General features: G+C 69.6%; 24 protein-coding genes. 6 read left to right on the plus strand and 18 right to left on the minus strand.

The annotated features are described in order from the left end of the window. Positions 1-89: 89 nt before the first annotated feature. The 4 genes from HUW62_RS24260 to HUW62_RS24275 form a co-directional block, all read right to left on the minus strand. Positions 90-830 carry a CpsD/CapB family tyrosine-protein kinase gene (locus tag HUW62_RS24260; RefSeq protein WP_163870585.1) on the minus strand — a complete coding sequence of 247 codons (741 nt, stop codon included), beginning with the start codon at positions 828-830 and terminating at the stop codon, positions 90-92. A gap of 28 nt (positions 831-858) precedes the next feature. Then, a complete protein-coding gene (locus HUW62_RS24265; protein WP_163870586.1) occupies positions 859-2,268 on the minus strand; it encodes a Wzz/FepE/Etk N-terminal domain-containing protein in 1,410 nt (469 codons plus the stop codon). Between the two features lie 33 nt (positions 2,269-2,301). After that, positions 2,302-3,453 carry a hypothetical protein gene (locus HUW62_RS24270; protein WP_176435759.1) on the minus strand — a complete coding sequence of 384 codons (1,152 nt, stop codon included), beginning with the start codon at positions 3,451-3,453 and terminating at the stop codon, positions 2,302-2,304. 65 nt (positions 3,454-3,518) lie between these two features. Then, positions 3,519-4,091, minus strand: coding sequence for a polysaccharide biosynthesis/export family protein (locus HUW62_RS24275; protein ID WP_163870587.1), 573 nt, complete (start codon positions 4,089-4,091; stop codon positions 3,519-3,521). Positions 4,092-4,470: 379 nt separating this feature from the next. On the opposite strand from HUW62_RS24275, the gene HUW62_RS24280 reads away from it, so the two are divergent. Next, on the plus strand, positions 4,471-4,668 hold the full coding sequence (locus tag HUW62_RS24280; protein ID WP_163870588.1) for a hypothetical protein: 198 nt from the start codon (positions 4,471-4,473) through the stop codon (positions 4,666-4,668). A 93-nt stretch (positions 4,669-4,761) separates the two neighbouring features. On the opposite strand, the gene HUW62_RS24285 is transcribed toward HUW62_RS24280, so the two are convergent. After that, positions 4,762-5,556: an SDR family NAD(P)-dependent oxidoreductase gene (locus HUW62_RS24285; protein ID WP_163870589.1), complete on the minus strand. Its 795-nt coding sequence runs from the start codon at positions 5,554-5,556 to the stop codon at positions 4,762-4,764. A gap of 104 nt (positions 5,557-5,660) precedes the next feature. Here HUW62_RS24285 and HUW62_RS24290 point away from each other — a divergent pair, with 104 nt between their 5' ends. After that, positions 5,661-6,089, plus strand: a complete 429-nt coding sequence (locus tag HUW62_RS24290; protein WP_163870590.1) for an EVE domain-containing protein — start codon at positions 5,661-5,663, stop codon at positions 6,087-6,089. Here the strand turns inward: HUW62_RS24290 and HUW62_RS24295 are convergent. Genes HUW62_RS24295 through HUW62_RS24310 form a run of 4 tightly spaced genes read right to left on the minus strand, consistent with a single transcriptional unit; the run spans position 6,052 to position 9,367 of the window. Continuing rightward, a complete protein-coding gene (locus HUW62_RS24295; protein WP_255203613.1) occupies positions 6,052-7,557 on the minus strand; it encodes an amino acid permease in 1,506 nt (501 codons plus the stop codon). The two genes, HUW62_RS24290 and HUW62_RS24295, sit on opposite strands and share 38 nt — an antisense overlap. Before the next feature lie 51 nt (positions 7,558-7,608). Beyond that, a complete protein-coding gene (locus HUW62_RS24300; protein WP_163870591.1) occupies positions 7,609-8,199 on the minus strand; it encodes a periplasmic heavy metal sensor in 591 nt (196 codons plus the stop codon). Beyond that, positions 8,196-8,816, minus strand: coding sequence for a hypothetical protein (locus HUW62_RS24305; protein ID WP_176435760.1), 621 nt, complete (start codon positions 8,814-8,816; stop codon positions 8,196-8,198). Before HUW62_RS24305 ends, HUW62_RS24300 begins: the two co-directional genes overlap by 4 nt. Beyond that, positions 8,813-9,367, minus strand: coding sequence for an RNA polymerase sigma factor (locus HUW62_RS24310; protein ID WP_163870593.1), 555 nt, complete (start codon positions 9,365-9,367; stop codon positions 8,813-8,815). Before HUW62_RS24310 ends, HUW62_RS24305 begins: the two co-directional genes overlap by 4 nt. A 72-nt stretch (positions 9,368-9,439) precedes the next feature. Here HUW62_RS24310 and HUW62_RS24315 point away from each other — a divergent pair, with 72 nt between their 5' ends. From HUW62_RS24315 to pheA, 3 genes are read left to right on the plus strand one after another with little or no spacing between them, the layout of a single operon-like run. After that, positions 9,440-9,901 carry a GNAT family N-acetyltransferase gene (locus HUW62_RS24315; RefSeq protein WP_163870594.1) on the plus strand — a complete coding sequence of 154 codons (462 nt, stop codon included), beginning with the start codon at positions 9,440-9,442 and terminating at the stop codon, positions 9,899-9,901. Continuing rightward, a complete protein-coding gene (locus HUW62_RS24320; RefSeq protein ID WP_163870595.1) occupies positions 9,898-11,037 on the plus strand; it encodes a bifunctional chorismate mutase/prephenate dehydratase in 1,140 nt (379 codons plus the stop codon). The genes HUW62_RS24315 and HUW62_RS24320 overlap by 4 nt, the downstream gene beginning before the upstream one ends. Then, positions 11,030-11,863, plus strand: coding sequence for a prephenate dehydratase (gene pheA, locus HUW62_RS24325; RefSeq protein WP_163870596.1), 834 nt, complete (start codon positions 11,030-11,032; stop codon positions 11,861-11,863). The genes HUW62_RS24320 and pheA overlap by 8 nt, the downstream gene beginning before the upstream one ends. A 5-nt stretch (positions 11,864-11,868) precedes the next feature. Here the strand turns inward: pheA and HUW62_RS24330 are convergent, their stop codons facing one another. The 8 genes from HUW62_RS24330 to HUW62_RS24365 form a co-directional block, all read right to left on the minus strand. Continuing rightward, on the minus strand, positions 11,869-12,987 hold the full coding sequence (locus HUW62_RS24330) for a 3-deoxy-7-phosphoheptulonate synthase (RefSeq protein WP_163870597.1): 1,119 nt from the start codon (positions 12,985-12,987) through the stop codon (positions 11,869-11,871). Between the two features lie 172 nt (positions 12,988-13,159). Further along, a complete protein-coding gene (locus tag HUW62_RS24335) occupies positions 13,160-13,726 on the minus strand; it encodes a tetratricopeptide repeat protein (RefSeq protein ID WP_163870598.1) in 567 nt (188 codons plus the stop codon). Positions 13,727-13,871: 145 nt separating this feature from the next. Beyond that, complete coding sequence (locus HUW62_RS24340; RefSeq protein WP_163870599.1) at positions 13,872-16,109, minus strand: caspase family protein; 2,238 nt, start codon at positions 16,107-16,109, stop codon at positions 13,872-13,874. Then, positions 16,109-16,924 carry an ActD protein gene (locus tag HUW62_RS24345; RefSeq protein ID WP_176435766.1) on the minus strand — a complete coding sequence of 272 codons (816 nt, stop codon included), beginning with the start codon at positions 16,922-16,924 and terminating at the stop codon, positions 16,109-16,111. The genes HUW62_RS24340 and HUW62_RS24345 overlap by 1 nt, the downstream gene beginning before the upstream one ends. A gap of 185 nt (positions 16,925-17,109) precedes the next feature. After that, positions 17,110-18,423: a GNAT family N-acetyltransferase gene (locus tag HUW62_RS24350; RefSeq protein ID WP_176435761.1), complete on the minus strand. Its 1,314-nt coding sequence runs from the start codon at positions 18,421-18,423 to the stop codon at positions 17,110-17,112. A gap of 51 nt (positions 18,424-18,474) precedes the next feature. Then, entirely contained in the window at positions 18,475-20,121 is a 1,647-nt protein-coding gene (locus HUW62_RS24355; RefSeq protein WP_163870601.1) for a sigma-54 dependent transcriptional regulator, read from the minus strand. 44 nt (positions 20,122-20,165) lie between these two features. After that, positions 20,166-21,119 carry a diguanylate cyclase gene (locus HUW62_RS24360; RefSeq protein WP_240357122.1) on the minus strand — a complete coding sequence of 318 codons (954 nt, stop codon included), beginning with the start codon at positions 21,117-21,119 and terminating at the stop codon, positions 20,166-20,168. Positions 21,120-21,239: 120 nt separating this feature from the next. After that, a complete protein-coding gene (locus tag HUW62_RS24365; RefSeq protein WP_163870602.1) occupies positions 21,240-21,518 on the minus strand; it encodes a glutaredoxin family protein in 279 nt (92 codons plus the stop codon). A gap of 21 nt (positions 21,519-21,539) precedes the next feature. Here HUW62_RS24365 and HUW62_RS24370 point away from each other — a divergent pair, with 21 nt between their 5' ends. Continuing rightward, on the plus strand, positions 21,540-22,700 hold the full coding sequence (locus HUW62_RS24370) for a DUF4388 domain-containing protein (protein WP_176435762.1): 1,161 nt from the start codon (positions 21,540-21,542) through the stop codon (positions 22,698-22,700). A 97-nt stretch (positions 22,701-22,797) separates the two neighbouring features. Here the strand turns inward: HUW62_RS24370 and HUW62_RS24375 are convergent, their stop codons facing one another. Then, positions 22,798-24,318, minus strand: coding sequence for a penicillin-binding transpeptidase domain-containing protein (locus HUW62_RS24375; protein WP_176435763.1), 1,521 nt, complete (start codon positions 24,316-24,318; stop codon positions 22,798-22,800). Positions 24,319-24,445: the final 127 nt, after the last annotated feature.

The following is a 24,445-nucleotide window of genomic DNA, read 5'->3' on the forward strand; positions in this document are numbered from 1 at the left end:
CCCGCCCGACTCACGACCGCCCCCTGGAATCCTCACCTCCGCCCCACTCCCGTTTCCGGAGAGGAGGGGCGGAGGTCACCGCCCTCTGGCTACTTCTGCTTCTCGTAGTTCTTCAGGTACGGCGTCGCGTGCACCTCCGCGCCATTGAGCACGCACCCCAGCACGGGCGCGCCGGCGAGCTGCTCCACCGCCTGGTGCACCGTCTTGCCCGGCGTGACGTTGGCGCGGATGACCATCAGCACCCCGTCCACCTGGTGGCCCAGGATGGCCGCGTCCGCGAACGGCAGCGTCGGCGGCAGGTCGATGTACACCTCGTCGAAGCCCTCGCGCACGGCCTTGAGGAACTGCTTCATCCGAGGGCTCGCCAGCACCTGCGAGGGATCCTCCGGCGTGGCGCCCGCGGGGATGAGGGCCAGGCGCGTGGCCGCGAAGCGACGCACCACGTCCCGCACCTCGACTTCGCCCGACAACAGCTCCGCCAGGCCCGTCTTGTTGCGCACCCCCAGCGTGGCCGCCACTCCGCCGCGCCGCAGGTCCGCGTCCACCAGGAGGATGCGCCGGTCCGGATTCGCCCGGGCCGCCGCCATCGCCAGGTTGACGCTCGTCACCGTCTTGCCCTCACCGGGCATCGCCGACGTCAGCGCCACGACCTTCATGGGCCGCAGCTCCCGCATCCGCTCCAGCCGGTAATACAGGCTGCGGTACTGCTCCGCCGCCGCCGAGGCCGGCGCGGTGAGCGTCACCACCCGCCGGTCCACCGCGTTCGGGTTCGTCGCGTTCTCATCCACGCGGGGGAGGAAGTTGCCCGCCCGCTCCATCGTCTGGTCCATGTTCGGTTTCCGTCCTTTCCTGTGGGTGTCAGTTCAGTGAGTTGGGGGAAGACACGCTGTTGCGCCCGCCCTGGGAGGGCATCAGCACGCGCCGCTCCGTCTTGCCCTGCATGTCCGGCACCACCGCCAGCACCGGCAGCGTCAGGCGCTGACGAACCTCCGTGCCATCGCGCAGGCTGTCGTCACGCATCTCCAGCATCGCACCGGTGAGGACGCCCAGACCCAGCGCCACCAGCAGTGCAATCGCGAGCCCCGACATCCGGTCCGGCCGCGCCGCCGTCACCGGCACACCCGCGGGGGAGATGACGTTGAACAGGCTCTTGGAGCTCTTGGCCTCCAGCTCCTGGGCAATCTCCGCCTCCACCTTGCGGCTCACCACGCTCTGGTACTTGGTGCGCGTGATTTCGTAGTCGCGGTTCATGACACCCAGCTCGTGCGCCCACTTCGGCGTGTTGTTCAGCCGGGACTGGTACGCCTCCGCCTTGCCCTGCAGGTCGACGATGTCCTTCTGGATGGCCTCGATGAGGCCCGCCACCCGACCGCGCTCGGCACGCTCCGCCCACAGGCGGCCTTCGGCCTCCTTGCGACGCGTCGTCATGCCTTCCAGCTCGGACTGCATGCGCTTGACCTCCGGGTGGTCATCCGTCCACTGCGTCTTGGCATTCACCAGGGCCCGCGTCAGCCCGCTCTCCGCGGACTCCAGCCGACCGGCCTCGCTGTCCACCGCGTTGCGAGCCCGAGCCAGGTCCGAGCGACGCGCTTCCGCCACGCGCAGCTCCTCCGACTTCGTCTGCAGCTCGTGCGACACGCGCTCGAGCCCTCGCATGTTCATCTCCATCTGCTCGGGCAGCTCACCCAGGTGGTCCACCTTGAACTGGGCAATCTTCCGCTCCCAGTTGGAGACCGCCTTGCCCATGTTGCCCATCTCCTCGTTGAAGAGGTCCGTGGCGCGCGCCGCCTGCGCCTGACGCAGCTTCAGCGTCTCCTCGGAGAAGATGGTGGGCAACCGGTTGGCCACCTGCGCGGCCACCTGCGGGTCGCGGTTGGCGTAGGTGATTTCGAACGCCGTCTCACCCTCCACGCGCACTTGCAAATCCTTGCGCATCTGCGCGACTGCCGACTCCATGCCCTTCTCGGACACGATGTCCGGATAGAGGTTCATTTCCTCGATGGCCTTCTGGAGCACGGGGCGTGCCATGAGTTCCTGGCGCACCGTGAGCAGTCGCTGTTCGATGAGCTCGCTCACCGTGCGCTGCACCATGTCTTCCCCTGGCCGCTGCGGCTCCACGCGGACCACCGCCGACGCTTCGTACATGCTCGGCCGCGTCATCACGATGGCCGCTCCCACCGCGAATACCGCTGCTGTGATGGCTCCCACCAACGCCTTGCGGCGCCAGAGAGAGGCCAACAGCTGGTCCGCCGTCATCCCACGCTCCATGATCCGCTCCTCCACCAACCCACTCACGTGTTGTCACCACGCCGTCACGATGAGGCGGACAGCAAAAACGTTGCGCGTCAGATCTCCCGCAGCGCCCGCCGACTCCGCCACGCCCACCTGGGCAATCCTGTCCACCGCTCCCTGAGCCGCCACCTGGCGGTTGAAGCGGTACTCCACCCCTGCACCTACCGCGTACCCCTGGGAGACCAGGGGGGTGCTGCCAAACGTCGTCCAGTCCCGCGAGGGCGCTCGCCCGTTGCGGAAGAAGCTGGCCGCGCCAAACGCCGAGAACCGGTGGTCGAACCTGCGCGCCAGCATCAGCGACGCGTAGTCCGCCCACAGCGCCGTGGCGAAGCCGCTGGCGCCCACCAGGTCGTGCCCCACCGCCACGCCCAGGTCGAACCACTCACCCTCGCGCGCCAGCTCCAGATTCACGCGAGGCACCCACCCGCCCTCCTGGCCATCCGGGGCCAGGTAGCGCACCGGTCCACCGCGAGCGATGAACGTGGTGGGCCGCGTCAGGCGGTAGCGCAGCGTAGCCGCCGCGCCATGCGCCTGGGCCAGCGAGTTGTCGTAGAAGAAGCCCTGGTAGCGGTACTCCATCCCCAGGGTCAGCCGGCGCGTGGTGCGGAACATCACCTCCAGCGACGGCGTGTGGGCATAGCCCGGCTCCTGACCGTTCTCGAGGATGCGCACCACTTCCATTCCATAGGCCACGCGCACGTCCACCCGCTCCGACGCCCGGGCCGTGAGCCCCAGCCGGGCCTGCGTGAAGAACGTGGGCGAAGTCGAGCGAGCCAGGCCGTCTCGAGGCAGCGAGGTGGGGTCCGTGACGCGGAAGACGCGCACGTTCGTGTCCACCCGGAGCCGCCGCGACAAGAGGTGCCGCAGCTCCAGTCCGCCTCGGTGGTCCAGCGTCACCTTGCCGGAGCCGTGCCGCATCAGCACGTCCGCGGCGTAGTAGCTGTTGAGGTTGAGCCGCTCGTCCTGCCCTTCCACTCCCAGGCGCGGCGACAGCTTCGTCATCAGCTGGCCGCCCGTGGCGCCCGCGCCCAGGCGCAGGTCATCGTCGTAACGTTCCTCGGCGGAGATGCGAAGCCGAGGCTCCCACACGGTCGCCGCCGATACGGCCGGCGCGGTGAGCATGAGGCCCGTCAGCAGCCACTTCTTCCAGGTGCCCTTCACCGTCGTCCTCCCTCGCCTACGCCACCCACCGTCCATGGACTCTTCACCCAGCCTCAGTCGCTGCTTCACGGCACGACGATGGTGTCACCGGGCCGCAGGATGACGTCCTGACCACCGTCGGGAGAGATGAGGTCGCTGTAGCGCACCGGAATCTGCCCGCCGTTGCCGTCGCTGCGAATCACCACGATGCCGTCGGAGTTGGCGAAGTCGGTGAAGCCGCCCGCCAGGGCGATGGCCTGGATGAGCGACACGCGGCCGCGCAGCGGATAGGCGCCGGGGTGCGTGACTTCGCCGGTGACGAACACGCGGCTGCTGTTGACCTCGCGGACAATCACCGTCACGCGAGGCTCCTGCACATACGGCTGGAAGCTGCTCTTCAATGCCTCGGCCAGCTCCGTCGGCGTCTTGCCCGCCGCCAGCACTTCTCCCACCATCGGCATGGAGATGTAGCCATCCGGGCGAACCGGCAGCGTGCGAGACAGCTCCGCGTCGCGCCACACCGCCACGTCCAGCACATCCTCCCGTCCAATGCGGTAGGGCTGCTCGGAGTTGTCCACCTTCACCGCCGGCTGGTGCGCACACCCGCCCAGGAGCATCACTCCCAACACCGTCCAGAACCCCGCGCTCGTCTTGCCCATCGTCCTCTCCCTCGTCGCTGCGGATGTCTTTCGGAGTCCCGCACCCGCGGGGCCCGTTCACGTCCTACTCGGCGCGGTTGCCATAGCAGCGGGTGTGCCATCCAACCCTGGGAGGGAAAACCCATGGTTCTCCGTGGGTTACGAAATGCCCAGCGGATCAAGCTCGCCCGCTCCGGGAAGAATTACTGGCATCGGACGGGGGGGTGGGCTGGTGTTTTCGACAGGGTTCCACCCGTTGATGGAAGACATTTTCCCAATGCGGGGCACGTGGCTTCCCTTTCCGCACGGTGTGTGCGCGGCACGCGAATTGAAGACTGTTGAGGGAGAGGAGTTTTGGTTCCACAACGGGCCCCTGGCCCGGCAGACAGGGAGCGAGCGGATGAGGAAGGCAGCGGGGGCGGTGGCGGCGGCGTTCGCGATGGGAACCGGAGTGATGACGTGGATGGGCGTCGCCTTCGCGACCCAGACGGAAGCGGCGGCGCTGGGGGTGGTGGGGCTGGCCCTCTACGCGAGCAGCGCGCTGATGAGCGGCAAGACGGCCGAGGAAACGACGCGGGGCATGGCGAACCAGACCTGACGTTTCGACTCGAGATGTCAGTAGAAGGCCCGATGCCCGCGAGGACATCGGGCCTTTTGTCTTCCGGACGTCAACCCTGGCGAGGGGACGACCTCAAGGAATGGCGCGCACCACTCCGCCGTCCACGCGCAGCGCGGAGCCGTTGATGCCCGACGCCTGGGGACTGCACACGAAGGCCACCAGCGAGGCGACCTCGTCCACGCGCGCGAAGCGCTGGAGCAGCGACGACGGCCGCGCGCTCTTGAAGAACTCGCGCTCCACCGTGGCCACGTCCACGCCCTGCTGCTTCGACAGGCTCTTGAGGAACTCCTCCACGCCCTCCGAGCGCGTGGGGCCGGGGAGGATGGAGTTCGAGGTGATGTTCGTCCCCGACAACCCCTCGGCGATGCCGCGCGCCACGGCGATCTGCGCCGTCTTGGTGACGCCGTAGTGGACCATCTCCACCGGAATCTGCACGCCCGACTCACTGGAGATGAAGACGATGCGACCCCAGTTCTTCTCGCGCATGCCCTTGAGGTAGTGCCGGGACAGCCGCACGCCGCTCATGACGTTGACGTCGAAGGTCTTCAGCCAGTCCTCGTCGGAGATGTCCTCGAAGGGCTTGGGTTCGAAGACACCCAGGTTGTTGACCAGGATGTCCACATGGGGAACGGCTTTGACCATCTGGGCGGCGCCCTCGCTCGTGCCCAGGTCCCCCGGGACTCCGCGCAGCTTCGCGTCGGGCAGCTTGCGGCGGACCTCCGCGACGGCCGCGTCCACGCGCTCCTTCGTGCGTCCGTTGACGATGACCTCGGCGCCCTCGCGGGCCAGGGCCTCGACGATGGCCAGGCCGATGCCCGCCGTGGAGCCGCTCACCAGCGCAACCTTGTTCTTCAAATCCAGGTCCATCCGTTCCCTCTCGAAATAGGCGTTTCTTGGTAACGCAGGCTGGAAGCTTCCGCACGATTCTCCGGTGCCCCACCCCACCCGCTCCTGCTCTATGGTGCGCCGCCATGGCGAACCCCCAGTACTGGCTCATCAAGAGCGAGCCGTCGGTCTACGCGTACGCGCAGCTCGAAAAGGACCAGCAGACGGAGTGGACGGGCATCCGCAGCTTCGAGGCGCGCAACAACCTGCGGGCGATGAAGCCCGGCGACCTCTGCCTCTACTACCACTCCAATGAAGACAAGGCCGTGGTGGGGGTGGCGAAGGTCCTCACCTCGGCGACGCCCGACTCCACGGCCCCCGAGGAGGACTGGGCCTCCGTGAAGGTGGCGGCCGTCATCCCCTTCAAGCAGGCCGTGGACCTGGCCACCGTGAAGGCCACCGCCACGCTGAAGGACTTCCCGCTCGTCACCCGCAGCAGGCTCAGCGTGGCGCCCGTCACCGCCGCGCACTTCAAGCTCATCCTGAAGATGGGGAAGACGGCGCTGCCGAAGTAGCCGTGGCCGCTGGAGGCCGCAGCAGTGTCACCTGCGGCCCCGTGAAGGTGTGGCGTTGGACGAGCGCCCAGTACAGCCCCAGCAGCACCAGCGCGCCCGCGAAGGTGTAGCCGGCGAGCTGGTTGGGTGGCAGGACGAAGAGCACCATCACCACCGCGCTCCACGCCAGCGCCACGCCGTTGATCCACGGCGACGCGCGGCCCAAATCCCAGGGCCCCCGGTGGGACCACGTGCCGGCCCGGCGGGCGCGGAAGCCCACCCAGACGGGCAAGGCATATGACGCATAGAGCGCCAGGGTGCTCAGGGCCACCATGGCCGCGTACGCCTCCGCCCACAGCGCGACGACGCCCGAGCCCGCCACGGACACCCAGACCGCCACCGCGGGGCTCCGGAAGCGCGGCGACACCCGGGCCAGCCACTTCGACGCGGGCAGTCCGTTGTCCCGAGCGAAGGCGAACAGCATGCGCGAGTTGGACGTCACCGAGGACAGGCCGCAGAACCACATGGCCCCAATGGCCACCCATACCAGCGCGCCACCGAGCGCGGGCCCCAGGGCCTGCGTCAGCACGTACAGGAACGGATTGGCCGCGGCGGCCGTCGTCGGCAGGTCCTGGATGGCCAGCGTCACCGCGCCCAGGAGCAGGTAGCCCGCCACGGCGCTGACGGCCACGGACAGGAAGATGCCCCAGGGGGCGTTGCGCGTGGGATCTCGGGTCTCCTCTGAAATGTGCGCGCTGGCGTCGTAGCCGGTGAAGGTCCACTGCGCCTGCAACAGGCCGATGAGGAAACCATAGGCATACCAAGGCGTCTCCGAGCTGAAGCGCGTGAGCAGGAAGCCCGCGTCCTGCTTCGGAGCGAACAGCGCGAGCGCGCCGATGAGCACCGCCACGCCCGCGACGTGGTACCAGGCGGAGAAGTCATTGAGCCACGCGACGACTCGCACGCCCACGTGGTTGAGCACCGCGTGGGACAGGAGGATGGCGGCGTAGAGAGGCAGCACCGACATGCGCTCGCGAGGCCAGCCGAGCATGTCCGCGAGGAACTCGGCGAGGCCGTAGTCGATGCCGGCGGTGATGGCGAACTGGCCCAGGGTGTTCAGCCACGCGGTGAAGAAGCCCACCCGGGGGCCGCCGAGCATCGCGGCCCAGTGGTAGAGCGCGCCCGCGGTGGGGAAGGACGACGCGAGCTGCGCGAGGCTCGCCGCCACCGCCAATGTCATGACAGCGACGAGCGGCCAGCCCACGCCCATGACCAGCGGGCCGCCGAAGCGCAGCCCGTGGCCGTAGAGCGTCACCGCTCCGGTGAGGATGGAGATGATGGAGAAGGAGACGGCGAAGTTGGAGAAGCCGCCCATGCCACGCAAGAGCTGCTGCGCGTATCCCAGTCGTTGAAGCTGGGCGGCATCCTCCTCCAGCTGACGCTCATGGTCCGGCGGGTTGGCCATGGCGCCCAGGATACGCGGGCCCATCCGCGACACCTTGGAGGGGTAGGTCGAATGGGCCCGCGTCTGTCCGGAACGCTACGGCTTGCGCGGCGGCGGGGGCGGCGGCGGGCTGCCGGGCCCATCGTCTCCCGGAGGACCCTTGCGAATCTCGATGCGCTTGTGAATCCGCACCGAACCCATCTCCGCCTCCAGCTTGCGCCACAGCTCGGGTCCAAGCAGCCGCTTGATGCGGACCATCAATCCCAGACGGTTGCGGCGCACCGCCGTCTCCGCGCGGCCCACCTCCTCCACCTGCTTGAGCACGGCGCTCTCGTCGGTGGAGTCAGCGCTCAGCAGTCGCTCGAGTTGGAGCTGCGCCCGCTTCAGGTCCGCCTCCAGCGGGATGATGGCCTCGTTGGCGTCGAACGTGAGTTCCTGCACCTGCTTCGCCACCTCGCGGGGCACGCCGAGCTTCTCCACCAGGTGCGGGGGGATGCCGTGAGCGGCGGCGGGGAACTGTCCGGGAGGCAGCGCGCCGCCGCCGGGCCCGTCGTGAATCACGGTGGCGCCGGGCGCCGCGCGGTGGAGGACGAAGTCATCGTCCGGCTGGGCCAGGGCGGACGTGGGCGACAGCAGCAGCGGGGCCAGCGCGGCCGTGAGCAGCGCGGTGATGCGTGTCTTCTTCATGGCAACGACTCCTGTGAATCGAATGAGAGGACCGCCGTTCGGAACGGCGGGGTTTCCAGCGCGCGGGAATCAGGGGGACGCAGCCAGGCGGCCATCGTCCCGAAAGGTTTGTAGGTGTCGTCGCGGGCCACCACGTCCCGGCGCGAGTAGCCGCGCACCTCCGTGACGAGCCACGACAGCGAGCCACGCTCTTCGCGAACGAGCCGCGCCAGGGAGTCGAGGTCGACGTCGTCCGGCCCCTCGGCGCGCCGCAGGCCCAGCTCGGGATGCGGCGCGGTGCCGGGCTCGAACACCTCGGCGTGCTCTTCCTGAAAGTCATGAGGCTCCGGCGAAGGAGCGCCCGGGCCCGACAGCCACGTCAGCAATCCGACACAGCAGGAGGCGACGGCGCCCGCGGCGATACGGCGGCGCACCTTGCGACGGTGCACCTCGCGCAGCACGGCCTCGCGAGGCACCGGGGCCAGCGGCGGAGGCTGGGGCAGACGCAGCCCGGACGCCGAGGCATGTCCCCGGGCCAGCGCGCGACAATCCTCGCAGCCTTCCAGGTGGACCCGAATCTCCGGAGCCCACGGCGGCGAGGACTCCAGGAGGACGGTGGCCACGTCGTGGCATCTCATGGCGAGTCTCCTTCCAGGGCCTGTTCGGCCTTGAGCTTCTTGAGCGCGCGATACAGGTGGATGCGGACGGTGCCGCGTCCGATGCCCATGGCCTCCGCGATGGAATCCAACTCCAGACCCTCCAGGTAGCGCAGCGTGAAGGCCGTGGATTGCTGCGCGGGGAGCGCCCGCACCGCGTGGCCCAGGGCGCGCCATTTCTCCGCGCCGACGAACTGTTCCTCGGGGGAGAGCGCCAGCGGCGTGCCCCAATCCAGCGCCTCGCGCAGCACGTTCCACACGCGCCGCCGTCTCAGGTGGCCCATCGCGCGGGACACCAGGATGCGCCGCAGCCATGCGGGTCCCGCCTTCGCGTCCTTCAGCGAATGACGCTTCTCATAGGCATCAGCCAGGGAGGCCTGCACCAGGTCCCTCGCCTCCTCCCCGTCCCACACCAGCCTTCGCGCCAGCCGCAGCAGCACGGCCTGCTCCGCCTCCAGGAGCGCGTCGAAATCCCACGCGGCCGCGGCGCGCGCTGGATTTCCAGGCTCCTCCAGGATGACGGTACCCTTCACGGTGCAAAGGCCTCCTCGACGGCTTCCACGGAATGAGGACGCACGAGGTCGGAAACCGGCATACTCGAATTCGTGAGCTCATCAGAAATCCGCCGGATTCCGGCCACGGAGACGCGCGGGCTGCGCCGCGCCGTGCTTCGCCCCCACCAGCCGCCCGAGGCCGTCGTCTATCCAGGGGATGACGACAAGGACACCCTCCACCTGGGCCTGTATGCGGAAGGCCGCCTGCTTGGAGTGGCCTCGCTGTACCGGGAGCCGCCACCTTACGCGCTGAAGGCCATCACCGCGTGGCGCCTGCGGGGCATGGCCGTGGAGCAGGGACGACAGGGTCAGGGCCTGGGCGCGGCCCTGCTGAAGGCCTGCATGGAGCACGCCGTGACACAGAAGGGCACGCAGCTGTGGTGCAACGCGCGGTCGACGGCCTCGGGCTTCTACCGCTCGCTGGGCTTCGTCCCGCATGGGGAGCCGTTCGAGCTGCCGGGAATCGGCGCGCATCACCTCATGTCCCGGGAGCTCGCGGAGACCGCGCGATGAGCTCACCGTTGGACCTGGACGCGCTGCGGACGGCCATCGAGAACATCGACGAGGAGATCCTCGATGCGCTCCGCCGCCGCATGGACCTGGCGGATGACGTGGCCCGCTCCAAGCTGGCCACGGCCGCGCCGTTCAGGGACCAACGCCGCGAGGACCTCCTCTTGCGCCGCATCCGCACCCGCGCGGCCGAGCACGGTCTGGACCCGCATGAAGTGGAGCGCTTCTGGCGGCTGGTCATCGACATGTCCGTCGCGCGGCAGCAGGCGCTCGTCACGCGGCTGGACACGACGCCGCTGCGCGTGGGCTACCCGGGCGTCGAGGGTTCCTACAGCCACCTGGCCGCGCGCCGCCGCTACTCGGGCCGCGCCGGGGGCGTGCTGCTCACCGGGTTCGACCACTCGCGAGAGCTGGTGGAGGCGCTGCGTCGCGGGGAGATGGACCTGGCCCTGTTGCCCATTGAGAACACCACCGCCGGCAGCATGAACGAGACATATGACCTGCTCGCCGAGGGCGGCGTGGTCATCACCGCGGAGCTGGTGAGTCAGGTGGACCACCGGCTGCTGGGTCTGCCGGGCGCGAAGCTGGAGACGCTGCGCGAGGTGCTCTCGCATCCGCAGGCCCTGGCCCAGTGCGAGGCCTTCCTGCGCGAGAAGCTGCCGTGGGCGCGCGCGGTGCCGGACGCCGACACGGGCGGCGCGGCGCAGAAGGTGCGTGAGCGCAATGACTTCACCGTCGCCGCCATCGCCAGCGAGACGGCCGCGCAGCGCTTCGGCCTGGAGGTGCTCGCGCGAGAGCTGCAGCCGGAGTTCGACTACACGCGCTTCGTGGAGGTGGGCCGCGAGGCCACGCCGCTGGCCCCGGGCGTGCCGTGCAAGACGTCCCTGCTGATGGTGCTGGAGCACAAGCCCGGCACGCTGGGGGAGATGCTCCAGCGCCTCACCCTGCGCGGCGTCAACCTGAGCAAGCTGGAGTCGCGCCCCATTCCGGGCAGCCCCTGGCAGTACCGCTTCTACGTGGACGTGGAGGGCCACGCCGCCTCCGCGCCGCTGACGGCCGCGCTGGAGGACATCCGTCCGCTGACGTCCTTCCTGCGCGTGCTGGGCACGTATGGCCGCGCCGAGGGGAGCCATGGCTGAGCCGTCGTCGTCCCAGCGGCGCCGCGTCGCGTTCCAGGGAGAACACGGCGCCTACGGCGAGGAGGCGCTGCGCGCGCTCTACGGCCCGGACGTGGAAGCCGTCCCCTACCCCACCTTCCGCGCCGTCTTCGAGGCGGTGGCCGAGGGCCGCGTCGAAGCGGGCGTGCTCCCCGTGGAGAGCTCACTGGGCGGACCGGTGGTGGAGAACGTGGACCTGCTCCTGGAGCACGACCTGGAGGTCTCCAGCGAGCTGTCGCTGCGCATCCACCACTGCCTCGTGGCGCCGCCGGGCCTCGCGTTGGAGGACGTGGAGCGGGTCCTGTCGCATCCCCAGGCGCTGGCGCAGTGCGCGGGCTATCTGCGGCGGCGCGGAATCCAACCGGTGGCGGAGGCCAACACGGCCATCGCCGCGCGCAAGGTCGCCAAGGAGGCCCCGCCGCGCACGGCCGCCATCGCCAGCCGCGTCTCCGCGGAGCTGTATGGGCTGACGGTGCTGGAGGAAGGCGTGGAGGACTCGCCGGACAACCACACGCGCTTCATCACCGTGGGCACCGCGCCGCCGCGCGCGTGGAAGCGGCGCAAGACGGCGCTGGCCTTCACCGTCCAGAACGAGCCCGGCGCGCTGTACCGCGTGCTGGGGGCCTTCTCAGGACGGGGGCTGGAGGTGTCCCGCCTTGAGTCCCGCCCCCAGCGCCGCGCGTGGGAGTACGTGTGGTGCCTGGACGTGGACGGCGCGCTGGAGGACCCGCGGGTGCGCGAGGCGGTGGAAGCCGCCCAGGCGGCCTGCATCACCCTGCGAGTCCTCGGCAGCTACGGCGTGGCCTGAAGCGGCTACGCCGTCGTGGGCTGGCTGCCGTCGCCGTTCTTCACGACGGACAGGTACGCCTCGCGGACAATCTGCGTGTAGCGCTGGAGCGACGCCAGTTGCTCCAGCCGCAGCGCCTGCGGGCCGTCGCACAGCGCCGCTTCCGGGTGCGGGTGGAAGTCCACCAGCACCATGGACGCGCCCGCGATGAGGCCCTGGCCAATGGAGTGGAAGATGTCCGGCAGGCCGTCCGGCGGAGCATCCGCGCGGCCGATGGCGTGTGACGGGTCCACGCACACGGGCATGCGGGTGAGCCGGCGCACCACCGGCACGTGGGCGAAGTCCACCATGTTGCGGTGCGGGTCACCCAGGTGCGTCTTCACGCCGCGAAGGCAGAAGACAATCTTCGGGTTGCCCTCGCTCGCGATGTACTCGCACGCGTTGAGGGACTCCTCCAGGGTGATTCCCATGCCGCGCTTGAAGAGCACGGGGAAGATGCGCTGCTGGCCAATGGACTTGAGCAGCTCGAAGTTCTGCGCGTTGCGCGTGCCCACCTGGAGCATGACGCCCGTGGCGTTGCCCGAGCGCTCCAGCGCGTCGCGAATCTCGTCGATGTGCCGGGGGTGCGTCACCTCCATGGCGACCACCTTGATGCCGTGCTTGCCCGCGGACTCGAACACCCACGGAAGGCACGCGGCGCCCAGGCCCTGGAACTCGTACGGGTTGGTGCGCGGCTTGTACGCCCCCATGCGCGTGGTGCGGATGTCGCAGCGCGCGAGCGCCGCCATCATCGACTCCACGTTCTCCTTCGTGTCCACCGCGCACAGGCCGGCGAACAACTGCACGCTCTTCTCGTCGAACGTCACGCCGTTGTAGTCGAAGCCCGTCGACGCGCGCTGGCCCTTGTGCCGGCCGATGACGCGGTACTTCTGCGACACGCGCACCACCTGCCGCACGCCTGGAATCTGCTCGAAGACCTCCGTCGGAACCTGCGCCGTGGGGCCCAGCAGATAGACCTCCGTCACGGTGTACTCAGCCCCCGCCATGACGTGGGGACGGGGCGTCACGCCCTTGTACTGGGAGGCGACTTGGAGGACGGCGGACACCACGGACTCGGGGGAGTCCGGCTCGAGCATGACAATCATCTTCTGGGTTCTCCGGGCAGTGTTGTCGGACTAATCTTGAATTATAGCGCGGAACGACCGCGCGGAGGGGTAACAGCGCAAACGCGGCGATGCGTCCGCGAAGGGGCATCCTCCTCGCGAAGGCGAGCGAGTCGCCGCGTCGGAGGGCGCGTCCCCCCGTCCCGCCGTCTGCTCAGCCCGTCACGGGCCGCAGCCGGAGGGCGAGCTGGGCGTAGTGGTCTCTCTGGGCGGTGTCGCCCAGGTGCTCCCAGACGTCGGCCAGGGCCTTGGCTGCCTCGACGTAGGCGGGGGACAGCTCCAGCGCCAGCTCGAAGGTGTGGCGAGCCTGCCGGTAACGGGCCTTGTCGGGGCGGCGGGGGCCCCGGGTGAGCAGCGCATTGCCCCGCTCGTAGACTTCGATGGCGGAGGCCTCGCGATAGCCGGGGTCCGCGTTGAGCTGGACGGCGCGCTCCATCAACTCCGCGGCGGCCTCGGGCTCGCCCAGCTCCAGCTGACAGAGGGCGGCGTCGCGATGCGGGTCCGCGGCGGAGGGGTCCACCTCGATGGCGCGCTCGAAGCAGCGCAGGGCCTCTTCGGTGCGGCCCAGGAGGGCGAGCGACGAGCCCTTGGCGGTGAGGGCCGGGAAGTGCTTCGGGTCCACGGCGAGGACCTTGTCGAAGGCGGAGATCGCGGCGTCATGTTGTCCGGTCATCGAGAGCTTGGCGCCCTCGTTGAATGCCGCGAACAGCAACTTGGACATCGTGCCCCCAGGGCAAGGGTTGCCCGGCCATGCCAACGGCCGTTCGGCCAGCCTCTCACCGGGAAGCACCCGGTGGAAAGGCGTTCTGGGGTTCTTCGAGTTCGTCCGGCTGATGGGAGCCATCCGCTCCACTCCGGACGGCCCGTCAGAGGCGCAGGCCCACCTGGACACCGGGCCAGAACAGGATGTCCCGGTCGGTCGTCTTGGAGAACTGGCTCAGCGCGGTGACGGGTTCACCGTCCGTGGTGTGCATGACGTTGAAGGTAGGACCCGCGATGATGGCGAAGCGGGAAGCGAGCTGGAAGCCGGCCATCAACCGGGCCTGGTGCAAGAGCCGGTTGTCCTCGAACGAGCCGCCCCACTCGTGGATGCTGTTCGTCACCACGTCCACGTCGAAGAAGAAGCGCTCGGTCAGCGGCACATGCCCGCCGATGCCCACGCCCATCGTCCAGTGGCTGGGGCCGCGCGAGTTGGTCACCGAGCCCACGCCCGCGACGAGCGTGGTGTACAGGTAGCGGCTGCCGACCTTGAGCGCGAGGTTGGCGAAGTTGACGTCGCTGCCGTATGCCTCGACGTGGAACTGGCCGTTCTGCACGATGTTCAAGAGGCCCACCGGGACGCCGGACTCCAGATTCCGCGCCACGTTGATGAGGCCCAACTGCACGCCGTTCATCTTCCCGGCGATGTTGATGAGGCCCAGCTGCATGCCCTCCACGTCACCGCCCATGTTGATGAGCGAGAGCTGCGCGCCGCGCGCGGAGTCGGCCCAGTTCATGCCCGCCGACATCTGCACGCCGGACATGTTGCCACGCACCATGCTGAGGCCCACCGCGGCCTGGTAGCCGTCGAAGTCGCCATCCACCCAGCTGGAGCCCACCGCCATCTGCAGGCCGGACATGGACGTGCTGGACACGTTGGCGCCCACGGCGAGCTGCCCCACCGTTCCGCCCTGTCGCGCGACGTTGACGCCCACCGCGGCCTGCACGCCGCCCACCCGTCCGCTGGCCCAGTTGCCACCCACGGCGAGCTGCATGCCGCTCACCTCGCCGCGCACCACGTTGCCGCCGATGGCCATCTGCACGCCGCGGATGGAGGCCGAGTTCCAGTTCGCGCCCAGCGCCACCGCGAAGCCATTCAGCCGCCCGAGGCTCGCCACGCCCAGCGACACGGAGAGGGCGTTGTCCACTTCGCCATTCGGGCCGAAGAGGTCGTTGGTCTGCAGCTTCGGAATGAGCCCCAGGTTCAGGAAGCGATAGGGGCGCCCCGAGCCGTCCATCGGCATCACCATCGGCTGCGAACCCGCGCCCGCGAGAGGAGCGCCGCCGCGCATCGCGGTCAGCTCGCCCATCACCGGCACGAAGGCGGCATCGGCCAGTACCGTGCGCGCGCCGTCGCCCACCATCAGCACCGCCTGGGAGGAGGCGCCGCGCGACTCGCGCATCACCGTGTAGCGGCCCGGCTGCAGGCCCAGCTCCGTGGCGCGGCCGGCCAGCTTGTTCAGCTCCACGACGAGGCGCCCGGGCTCGTCGCGAACGTAGAGGCGCCCCTCGACGCCCTCGCCCACCACCAGCACGGCGGATGTGGTGCGCAGGTCCGTCATCACCAGCTCGCCCGTGCCGGCCAGCTCGATGTCATAGGCGGGGTGCTGCGCGCCGGCGCGCGTGCGCTCGGTGCGCGCGAGCGTCTCGTGGAAGGCGAACTGGTACGCCTCGTGGAGCGTGACGCGCCCGTCGCCCGTGGAGTCGGCGGCGCCGCGCAGGCCCGACACCAGGTTGTGCGTGAAGAACGAGCCGCCGATGCGGTCGGACTCCTGCGACACCTCGTCCTCGGAGGAGGACGTGAGGATGGCGTGGCCGCGCACGGCGGAGGACGTATCGACGAGGAAGGCGGGACGGCGCACGCCGCCCTTCTGCCGCGCCAGCGTGCCGGAGGCGCAGGAGTCGAGGATGGCGATGCGCACGTCGGCGGGGAGCTGCTCCAGCGCCTGGCGCAGCTCGCGGTAGCCGAAGCGGTCCTTGTGCAGCAGCAGGCCCTCTTCGTCCGAGTGGCCCGAGTAGTAGATGAGCGCCTCGGTGCGCGAGCCGGGCGACTTCGCCGCGGCGACCATGGCCTTGAAGCGCGCCAGCGCCTGCTCCAGCGCCGCGCGGTCTCCCTCCAGCATCATCAGCCGGTCTTGCGGCAACACCCCGCCCAGCTCCTCCAGCACGTTGCCGAAGGAGCTCGCGTCGGTGACGGCGTAGCGGAGCCGCGCGCGGCCAGGGCCACCATCGTTGACGCCTACCAACAGCGCGAAGCGGCGGACGGCGACGGGCGCGGGCGTGGCGGGAGCCGCCAGGACGAGCGAGGGAAGAAGCAGGGACAGGAACAGGAGCGACCGCGGCATCACGGCACTTTCTCCAACGTAAAGGAGGTCTGGGCCACGGTACCCGGAAGCGGGAGCGGCCGGGTGCTTGCCTCGGTGGGGTGACGAGCCAGCAGGCGCGCTGCCTCCAGCACGCTGCTCACATCCAGCGGTGAATCCGCGGTGACGAGGAAGAAGCGCTCGAAACCCGGGGCGTCGTCCAACTCATAGGAATGCGTCAAGGACACCGCGTCTCCCGACTGAAGCTTCGTGGGTCCCACCAACGTGGTGGGGTGATGCAGCGTCACAGCGCCTCGTCCGTCCACGGAGACCACCACGCCGTGGCGGCGGCCTCCAGAGATATAGCTGAGCTGGAGCAGGTCTCCACGCCGTGCGGGCGAGTGGTCCGACAGCAGCTCCGCCTCGCCTTCGTCCTGGCGGTACACCATGAGCCGCGCATCGCCCTTGATGCCCACCGTCTCCAGCAGCTCGACATGCACGGGCACCAGCGAGGGCGGCTCCACGGCCAGCTCCTGCTGGGTGGACAGGAACAGCAGCACGAGGCACGCGGCCACCGGCATGCCCATCGACAGCCCGTGCCAGCCCTGGCGCTCCGGCTGCCGCGCCAAGTGGGCTTCGATGTGCGCGGAGGTCCGCAGCCGACGGGCCACTTCCCGGGCCACCGCTTCGGGAGGGTGGCGGGCCAGCGTCTCGACCGAGTCCGTCTCCAGCCGGGCCAGCCGCGCGAGCCCGTGCGGTTCCTGCTCCAGCTTGGCGCGGGCGGCGGTGAACGCGTCCGAGGGCAGCTCGCCCAGGGCGATTCGCTCCAGCAGCCAGTCAGGGGTGCACAGGGCCATGCTCACGAAGCCTCCAGCGCGGTCGGCACGGCCACCCAGGCCAGCGACGCGTCCTCCGCTGCCTGGAACACCCGGGCGTCGTGGATCTGTCACCCACCCATCCCAAGTGGCGCAAACAAACCGGACGTCGCGGGCCCGATACGAAGCGCCAGGCCCGGGTGCGACGATGTGCGTCCGGGGCCAGCTCAGAGCGTGAGGACCATCAGCTCCTCGTCGACGTAGGCCCCGCCGATCTTCAGGGCCCGAGGCTCCACGCCATATGTCTGGAAGCCGACGGACCGGTACAGGGTGTGGGCGGCTGCGTTGCCGGAGACGACGGCCAGCAGGAGCTGCTCGACGCCGGGGAGCTTTCGGCCCTCTGCCAGGATGGCGACGAGCAGTCGTCGGCCGACACCGCGCGAGCGCGCCTCCTCGGCCACGTACATGCCCCAGACGAAGGCCTTGTGCGCGGACTTGAGACGAGGCTCCCGCCGCACGCCCACCACGGCCACCAGCCGCGTCCCGTCGTAGGCGCCCAGCACCCGCTGCGAATCCGTCGCCTCCAGCCGCCCGCGAAACACCTCCAGCCCGAATTGAGACTCCTCCTCGAACGAGGACCCGAAGGCCTCCGGGTGCTCCGTCAGCGAGCGCAGCCGCATCGCCCGGAAGGCCTCCACCTCGTCGGGAAACACGGGGCGGATGACGATGTCGCCCTCCCCGCTCGTGCGGCCTTCTTCCTTCAGCACCGCGGCGAAGCCCACGGTGAAGTCCGGGTAGCGAGGCAGCCAGCCCAGCTCCTTGAGCCGCGCGTTGGAGATGGCGCGGTCTCCTCGCAGGGACTCGTGCAGCGTCTCCAGGGGCACCCGCGGGGGGACCGACATGGCCAGCCGATGCGCCAGCCACGTGACGGTCTCCTCCAGCGGAGCGGCCCGGTCATCCGCCACGCAGTACAGCGCGCCAGGCGAGCCCTGCTCCAGCGCGGCGAGGATGGCCGCGCCCAGGTCGTCCACGTGCACGCGGGAGATGCGTCCTCCCTTCTCGGGAAGGCGAAGGTTGCCGGACAGCAGCCGCGAGTGGGCACCGCGCCCGGGGCCGTAGATGCCCGCGATGCGCAGCACCATGGCGCCGAGCGGCAGGTAGCGCGACTCCGCTTCCAGCCGAGGGAGTGACGAAGGCCAGGTGACATCCACCGGCGTGTCCTCGTCCACCTCGCCGCGGGCAATGCCGTAGACGCCGGTGGAGGACAGGTAGATGAGCCGCGCGGGAGGCCGGGCCACGAGCGCGCTGGCGATGGCGCCATCCAGCCCCGCCTCGGGTGGAACGGAGACGACCACGTGCGCGCCCTGCGTCTGGAGGAGTGCGTCCTCCAGCGAGACGACGCGGGCGCCCGCGCGTGTCAGCTCCTCGCGGCGGGCGGTGTCGCGCGTGGAGGCGAGGACCTCTCGTCCCGCCTGCGCCTGCGCCACCGCGAGCCGCGTCAGCGTGTAACCAGAGCCCAGAAGGACAAGGGGCGTTGTCATGCCCCCCGCGATAGCGAAAGCCGGGGGGCGATGGCAAGCCGTGACGTCGGGCTACAGCTCCGCGCTGGAGCGCGGGTCGATGATTCCACACTCCTTGATTTTGTAGAGCAGCGCCTTGTAGCTGATGCGCAGCTTGCCGGCCGCGCGGCGCTTGTTCCACGCGGTGCGCTGGAGCATGGCGAGGATGGCCTCGCGCTCGGCCAGCATCGCCGCGCGCTTGCCGATGTCCTTCAGCGAAGGCTCCCCGGCCGGAGGCGGAGGAGGCGGAGGCTGCGGCACATCGAACGGATTGATGTAGCGCGGCGCCGGAATCACGGAGTTCAACGGCTCCATCACCGCGCCCGCATGGGCCTGGGTGTGCGCCGCCGCCGTCGTGGGAGACACGCCACGAGAGGGCATCTCCAGCACCTGCACGGACGAGGACGCGGGCGCGCGGACGTGCTCCTCCACCGCGCGGTGGTTGTAGCCGCTGTCGTCACCTGCGTACGACGTGGGCAGGGACGGCGCGCTCGCCGGAGAGCGGCCCGCCGCGTTGAGCTCGTCGAGCACCAGCGTCGGGTCCTTCAGCACGCACAGCCGGCGCACCATGTTCTCCAGCTCGCGCACGTTGCCCGGCCAGTCGTAGTCCGCGAAGGCCTGGAGCACCTCGGTGGGCAGCTCCGCGATGCCAGAGATGTACTGGCGGCCGTACTTCTTGAGGAAGTGGTCCGTCAGCGGCACCACGTCCTCGCGACGCTCGCGCAGGGGCGGCAGGCGGATGGCCACCACGTTGAGGCGGTAGTAGAGGTCCTCGCGGAAGTTGCCGAGCGCGATCTCCTTCTCGAGGTCGCGGTTGGTCGCCACCACCACGCGGCTGTCCACACGGACGCTCTTCTTGCCACCGACGCGGAAGAACTCCTCGTCCTGGAGCACCTGGAGCAGCTTGGCCTGGAGGCGGATGGCCATCTCGCCAATCTCATCCAGGAAGATGGTGCCCTGGTCCGCCAGCTCGAACTTGCCGGGCTTCTCCGCCGTGGCCCCCGTGAAGGCGCCGCGCTCGTGGCCGAACAGCTCGCTCTCCAGCAGCTCGCCGGGAAGCGCCGCGCAGTTCACCTTGATGAACGGCCGACCGCGACGCTGGCTGCGTGCGTGAATCTCCCGCGCGATGACCTCCTTGCCCGTGCCGGACTCGCCCAGGAGCAGCACCGGGACGTTCTCGTTCGCGATGCGCTCCACCAGCGCCCGTGCCCGTCGCATGGACGGAGACGAGGAGATGAGCACCCGGGCATCCCCCGCGGGGTCCGCCGCCGGACGCGGAGCCAGGGGTGGAGGCACCACCTGACGGTCCGGCACGCGCGTGCCGAGCGCACGGGCCAGGGCATCCTGCAGCTCGTCGTTGCCCAGGGGCTTCGACAGATAGTCGGTGGCGCCCATCTTCATGGCGCGCACGGCGTCATCCGCGCCCGTCAGGCCGCTGAGGACGACGACGGGGGCATTACCCCCCTGGGCCCGGTAGCGACGAAGCACCTCCAGGCCACTCATTTCCGGCATCACGACGTCGAGCAACACCGCGTCGAACGAGCCCCCCGCGAGCATCTCCAGCGCCTGCGCGCCACTCCCCGCCGAGCGCACTTGATAACCCGCGCTGCCGAGCAACTCGGACATGAAGGTGCGAACCGACTCCTCGTCATCCACCACCAGCACCGCGATCCGATCCATCCCCTCGCCTCCGCTCGCCCTCTGCATCGAACCTCCGCCCATCCTCACACCGAGAGCCGGGCCATGGACCCGGTCATCCGACGAAACTCACGCGTGCGCCGCATGTCCTGCTGCGCCGCGTTCAAAAGCTGCTGAGGCGTCCCCACCGTGTCCGGGAAGCTCACCGCCCCCAGCTCCAGCGTGGTGCGCACCACCCGACCGTCCACCTGGAAACGCGCCGACTCGAAGCGCGCGGCCACCCGCGACAGCATCACCGGCACCGCCTCCGCCGGAGTCCCCGGCAACATCAACGCGAACTGGCATTCGTCCACCCGGGCCACCGCGTCCGCTTCCCGCACCGTCTGCCCCAGCACCACCGCGCTGTACACCAGCAGACGCTCCGCCATGCCGCGCCCGTACTCCTTGCGCATCGAGCTCCAGCCACCGACCTCCGCGGAGATCACGGAGAAGGACCCGCCATACCGCTCGCACCGGCGGACCTCCAGCCCGAGCAACGAGAGCAGGAAGGGTTTGTTGTACAGGCCCGTCACCGGGTCATGCAGCGCCAGCGCCGTGTCCTCTTCCTCACCTGACGCCGCCCGCAGGACGGCCGCCTTCAGCCGCAGTTGCGCGTGCAGCTTCACCGCCAGCTCCGAGCCGCTGCCCGAGCGTGGCACCACGTCCACGCATTGCCCCTTCTCCAGACAGTGTTGGTAGGCCCCCACGTCGTGCGGGTCCACCATGTAGAGCAACGGCACGGTGCCCCGGCTGATCTGCCGCAGCCTCCTCGCCACCTGCACGGCGCCATAATCCGGCGCCTGCACCGCCAGCAGCACCGCGTCCGGACGGATGACCTCGAACAGCGGCACCGCCGCGTCGAAGCGCGTCACCGGAACCACCCGGAAGCCGGCCTCCCCGAGGAGCATCCGGTTCCGCTCCAGGTCGTCCGCCCGCGGCTCGATGAGCAGCACGGTGGGCGGCTGCGCCGCCTTCCCCACCCGCTTGCGTCTCACGCCCACCACGTCAGCCTCCCCACCAGAATTTTCTCCACCACTCCCCCGGCACGTGCCCGGAATTACAGTCCCAAGCCCTTCCCCGCTCTCTTCATCCCCCCGGAATTCCAAGGGAAGGGCACTCGGCTACCCATCTTGGGCACCGGTTTTAGCAATGGACATGCCACCTTGGACCTCACGCAACCGGGCCTCCAGTTCGGCCTCCGTGACGTGGTGTTTGAAAGCGGGCACGTCGTTGATGACGATCACGGGGATGTCGTAGCGCCAGCGCTCGAAGAGTGCCGGGTCCTCCAGGATGGAGATGAGCCTCAGCTCGAAGGGGATGCGAGCGCGGACGGCGTCCACGACGTCGGCGGCCTTGTCGCAGAGGGAGCATTTGGGTTTCGAGTAGATCTCGACTCTCATGGCGGGCAGGATGGACGGTCGATGCGCGGTCTGACTGGTGACTTACCGACGATGCCCCTCAAGGACCTCGTCGTCTACCTCGGGAACCGTCGAGCCACCGGCTCGCTGAAGGTGGAGCGTGGGGAGGTCCGCAAGCAATGGGTCCTCCGCGATGGCCAGGTGATTTGCGCCAGCTCCAATCAGCCGCGGGAGTACTTCGGTCAATTCCTCATCACCATGGGGCATGTGACGGAGGCCCAGCTCGAGAAGGCGTTCGGCACGCAGGCCCAGACGCGAGTCTTCCTGGGCAAGGTGCTGGTGACGATGGGGGTGGTGCAGGAGGCGACGGCGCGTTCGACGCTGAGCCACAAGTTCCGGGAGATGATGTTGGATGCCTTCCATTGGCGGGAAGGCGAGTTCACCTTCGAGGCATCGGACACGGCGCCGGAGATCGCCGGCCTCGACGTCGAGGTGGACCTGATGGACATCCACCGCGAGGGCGAGTTCCGGGAGACGGCGTGGGAGGCCATCCGCGCGGTGTTCCCTTCCGGCGGGGTGCGGCTGTCCGTGGATGAACGCAAGCTGCCCGAGCGCAAGCCCGGCAGCATGGACGAGCGAATCGTCCAGCTCATCCAGGACGGGCTGAGCATCGATGGGTTGGCCCGGGCGCTTCACGCCACGGACTTCTTCCTCTACCAGCGCCTGTACGCGCTCTACCGACTGGACGCGGTGAAGGTGTCGGACGAGGCGCCGGTGCCCGTGACGTCCGCGGTGATTGAGGAGGAGAAGCCGGAGGACGCGGGCGTCATCGGCTCGGAGTCGTCGTCGGACGAGGTGCTCCAGGCGGCGCAGCTCTTCATCGATGCGGGCAACGTGCGCGACGGCGAGGCCCTGGCGCGACAGGCGCACGAGATGTCTCCGTCGCCCCGCTCGGCGGCGCTGTTGAAGACCGCGCAGGAGAAGCTGCTGAAGGAGCTGCGGCGGGAGCTGATGGATGCCTCGAAGGTGCCAGCGCTCCAGGTGGCGCCGTCGCACCTGAAGACGCTCCAGCTCACCGCGCCCGAGCGCTACCTGCTCTCACGCGTCGACGGGCGCCGCGACATCGCCGCCATCGTCAACGTGTCGCCGTTGCAGGAGCTGGACGCGCTGAAGTTCTTCCACGGCTTCGTGGACATGGGACTGGTGAAGCTCACCGCGAGGTAGCAGCGCGTCGAGGGGTCGTCCCTGGTGGTGCGGTGGGCCAGCACCGACTGGCTCCTGGCGCCGGTGAAGCGCTTCGCACTTCGGTCCTCGCGTCAGCTCAGTGCTTGCCCGCAGCCGAGGCCGGCGCGGTCAGCTCCACGGGCGCGGGCACGCGCTCCAGTCCGAGCCGAAGCGCCTCGCGGCCCAGCCACGTGCCACGGATGCGCCACTTCGGGTCGTTGACGATGAGCGCGGCCACCGCGACGCGAGGGTTGTCCCGGGGCGCGAAGCCCACGAACCACGAGTAGTCCCGAAAGGGATTGCGGTCCGCGAGCGTGCCCGTCTTGCCCACCGCGTTGTCCACGCGGAAGTTGCGCTCCCGGAAGATGCCGCGCGCGGTGCCGTGCGTGACGGTCGCCTCCAGCATGTCCGTCAATGCCTTGGCCGCTTCGGACGTCAGCACGCGCTCGCCCTCGGGAGGCAAGAGCGAACCCTGCTCCGGCTCCACCAGCACGGGGTCCACCCACCGCCCGTCATTGGCGGCCACCGCGGCCACCAGCGCGCCGTGGAGCGGCGACATATAGACATCTCCGAAGCCCGCACCGGTGTTGGCCAGCGCGAAGCCATCCTCCGGCACGGCGGCGAGCGACACGTCCGTGGGCACCACGAAATCAATCTCGCGGTTGAAGTGGAAGCGCGCGGCCATGCGACGCAGCACATCCGCGGTGAGGTGCTTCTGCGTCAGCTTGGCGAAGATGACGTTCGCGCTCTTGCCCATCGCGAGCGCCAGCGAATAGCAGGCACCATCGCGCTCACTGTCCTCCAGGTGCTTCTCGGTGAGCCGCCGCTTGCCGCCGTGGAAGCACTCCTCCATCGTCGGGGTGACACCGGCCTCCAGCAGCGCGCTGCCGGTGACGATCTTGAAGATGCTCGCGGCGGGGAACACCGCGCGATAGGGCAGTCCGCGCAGCTCCGGCTGCGCCTGCGAGTGCTCCGCGAGCGCCAGCACCCGCCCCGTCGAGGGCTCCAGCACCACGGCGGCACCATACGGCACCTCGTAGTCCCGCAGGATCTTCGTCAACGAGGCCTGGAGCACCGGGTCCACGGTGAGCGCACGCGTGTGGCCGTCCTTCTCCTTCACCACCAACCGCTCGCCCTGCAGCTTCGCCCGGGCCAGCAGGTCCGCCGCGCGAGGCATCGTCTGGAGCTTCGCCATGGGAGGAGCCGTCAGTCGCGAGGGCACCGGCGCGGGAGGCACCAGCCCCGGCACCGTCACCAGCGTCACCAACCCCGCATCCGTCCCGCCCTGCACCGCCGCGGCCGCCACCGCGTCGGCCTCCGGGCTCGTCCCCCCATCCGCCCCACCCATGGAAGCTGGGGATGCCAGGGTGCCTCCACCACCGGCATGAGCCCCCGGCGCATGGCCCGCATCCCCGACCCCGTCGGCGACCCCTTCGGCTCCGGAGGCGACCACGAGGGAGTCCTTCGCCGGGAGCGCCGACTCGGGAGCGACAGCGCCGGAATCACTCGCGGCCGGTACCTCGGGAGTGGCACCACCTGGCACCGGTTCTTGGGCCCCCAACAGCAGGGCGAGGGGAAGCAGCGCTGCGGCGGACAGGAGGCGGCGGCGAATCGTCATGTGCGGCGCGAGGGGGGCTGAGGGGGCAAGGGCTGCACGCGAATCCTACCGACTGGAGGCTCGCTGTCCATGGACGCTTCCCCGTCCGCCTGGTTGCCGCTCCTGTCAGAAACTTGGCGACGGAGTG

It is taken from the genome of Myxococcus sp. AM011, from assembly GCF_013372595.1.
Taxonomy (GTDB): Bacteria; Myxococcota; Myxococcia; order Myxococcales; family Myxococcaceae; genus Myxococcus; species Myxococcus eversor.

Bases quoted from the DNA above. Each gene is read 5' to 3' on its own strand.
- HUW62_RS24355 (WP_163870601.1), bottom strand. From the start codon at position 20,121: ATGGATCGGATCGCGGTGCTGGTGGTGGATGACGAGGAGTCGGTTCGC.
- HUW62_RS24300 (WP_163870591.1), bottom strand. From the start codon at position 8,199: ATGAAGAAGACACGCATCACCGCGCTGCTCACGGCCGCGCTGGCCCCG.
- HUW62_RS24260 (WP_163870585.1), bottom strand. From the start codon at position 830: ATGGACCAGACGATGGAGCGGGCGGGCAACTTCCTCCCCCGCGTGGAT.
- HUW62_RS24265 (WP_163870586.1), bottom strand. From the start codon at position 2,268: ATGGAGCGTGGGATGACGGCGGACCAGCTGTTGGCCTCTCTCTGGCGC.
- HUW62_RS24305 (WP_176435760.1), bottom strand. From the start codon at position 8,816: ATGAGATGCCACGACGTGGCCACCGTCCTCCTGGAGTCCTCGCCGCCG.
- HUW62_RS24275 (WP_163870587.1), bottom strand. From the start codon at position 4,091: ATGGGCAAGACGAGCGCGGGGTTCTGGACGGTGTTGGGAGTGATGCTC.
- HUW62_RS24350 (WP_176435761.1), bottom strand. From the start codon at position 18,423: ATGACAACGCCCCTTGTCCTTCTGGGCTCTGGTTACACGCTGACGCGG.
- HUW62_RS24320 (WP_163870595.1), top strand. From the start codon at position 9,898: ATGAGCTCACCGTTGGACCTGGACGCGCTGCGGACGGCCATCGAGAAC.
- HUW62_RS24335 (WP_163870598.1), bottom strand. From the start codon at position 13,726: ATGTCCAAGTTGCTGTTCGCGGCATTCAACGAGGGCGCCAAGCTCTCG.
- HUW62_RS24365 (WP_163870602.1), bottom strand. From the start codon at position 21,518: ATGAGAGTCGAGATCTACTCGAAACCCAAATGCTCCCTCTGCGACAAG.
- HUW62_RS24340 (WP_163870599.1), bottom strand. From the start codon at position 16,109: ATGCCGCGGTCGCTCCTGTTCCTGTCCCTGCTTCTTCCCTCGCTCGTC.
- HUW62_RS24370 (WP_176435762.1), top strand. From the start codon at position 21,540: ATGCGCGGTCTGACTGGTGACTTACCGACGATGCCCCTCAAGGACCTC.
- HUW62_RS24330 (WP_163870597.1), bottom strand. From the start codon at position 12,987: ATGATTGTCATGCTCGAGCCGGACTCCCCCGAGTCCGTGGTGTCCGCC.
- pheA (WP_163870596.1), top strand. From the start codon at position 11,030: ATGGCTGAGCCGTCGTCGTCCCAGCGGCGCCGCGTCGCGTTCCAGGGA.
- HUW62_RS24285 (WP_163870589.1), bottom strand. From the start codon at position 5,556: ATGGACCTGGATTTGAAGAACAAGGTTGCGCTGGTGAGCGGCTCCACG.
- HUW62_RS24290 (WP_163870590.1), top strand. From the start codon at position 5,661: ATGGCGAACCCCCAGTACTGGCTCATCAAGAGCGAGCCGTCGGTCTAC.
- HUW62_RS24375 (WP_176435763.1), bottom strand. From the start codon at position 24,318: ATGACGATTCGCCGCCGCCTCCTGTCCGCCGCAGCGCTGCTTCCCCTC.
- HUW62_RS24295 (WP_255203613.1), bottom strand. From the start codon at position 7,557: ATGGGCCCGCGTATCCTGGGCGCCATGGCCAACCCGCCGGACCATGAG.
- HUW62_RS24280 (WP_163870588.1), top strand. From the start codon at position 4,471: ATGAGGAAGGCAGCGGGGGCGGTGGCGGCGGCGTTCGCGATGGGAACC.
- HUW62_RS24345 (WP_176435766.1), bottom strand. From the start codon at position 16,924: ATGGCCCTGTGCACCCCTGACTGGCTGCTGGAGCGAATCGCCCTGGGC.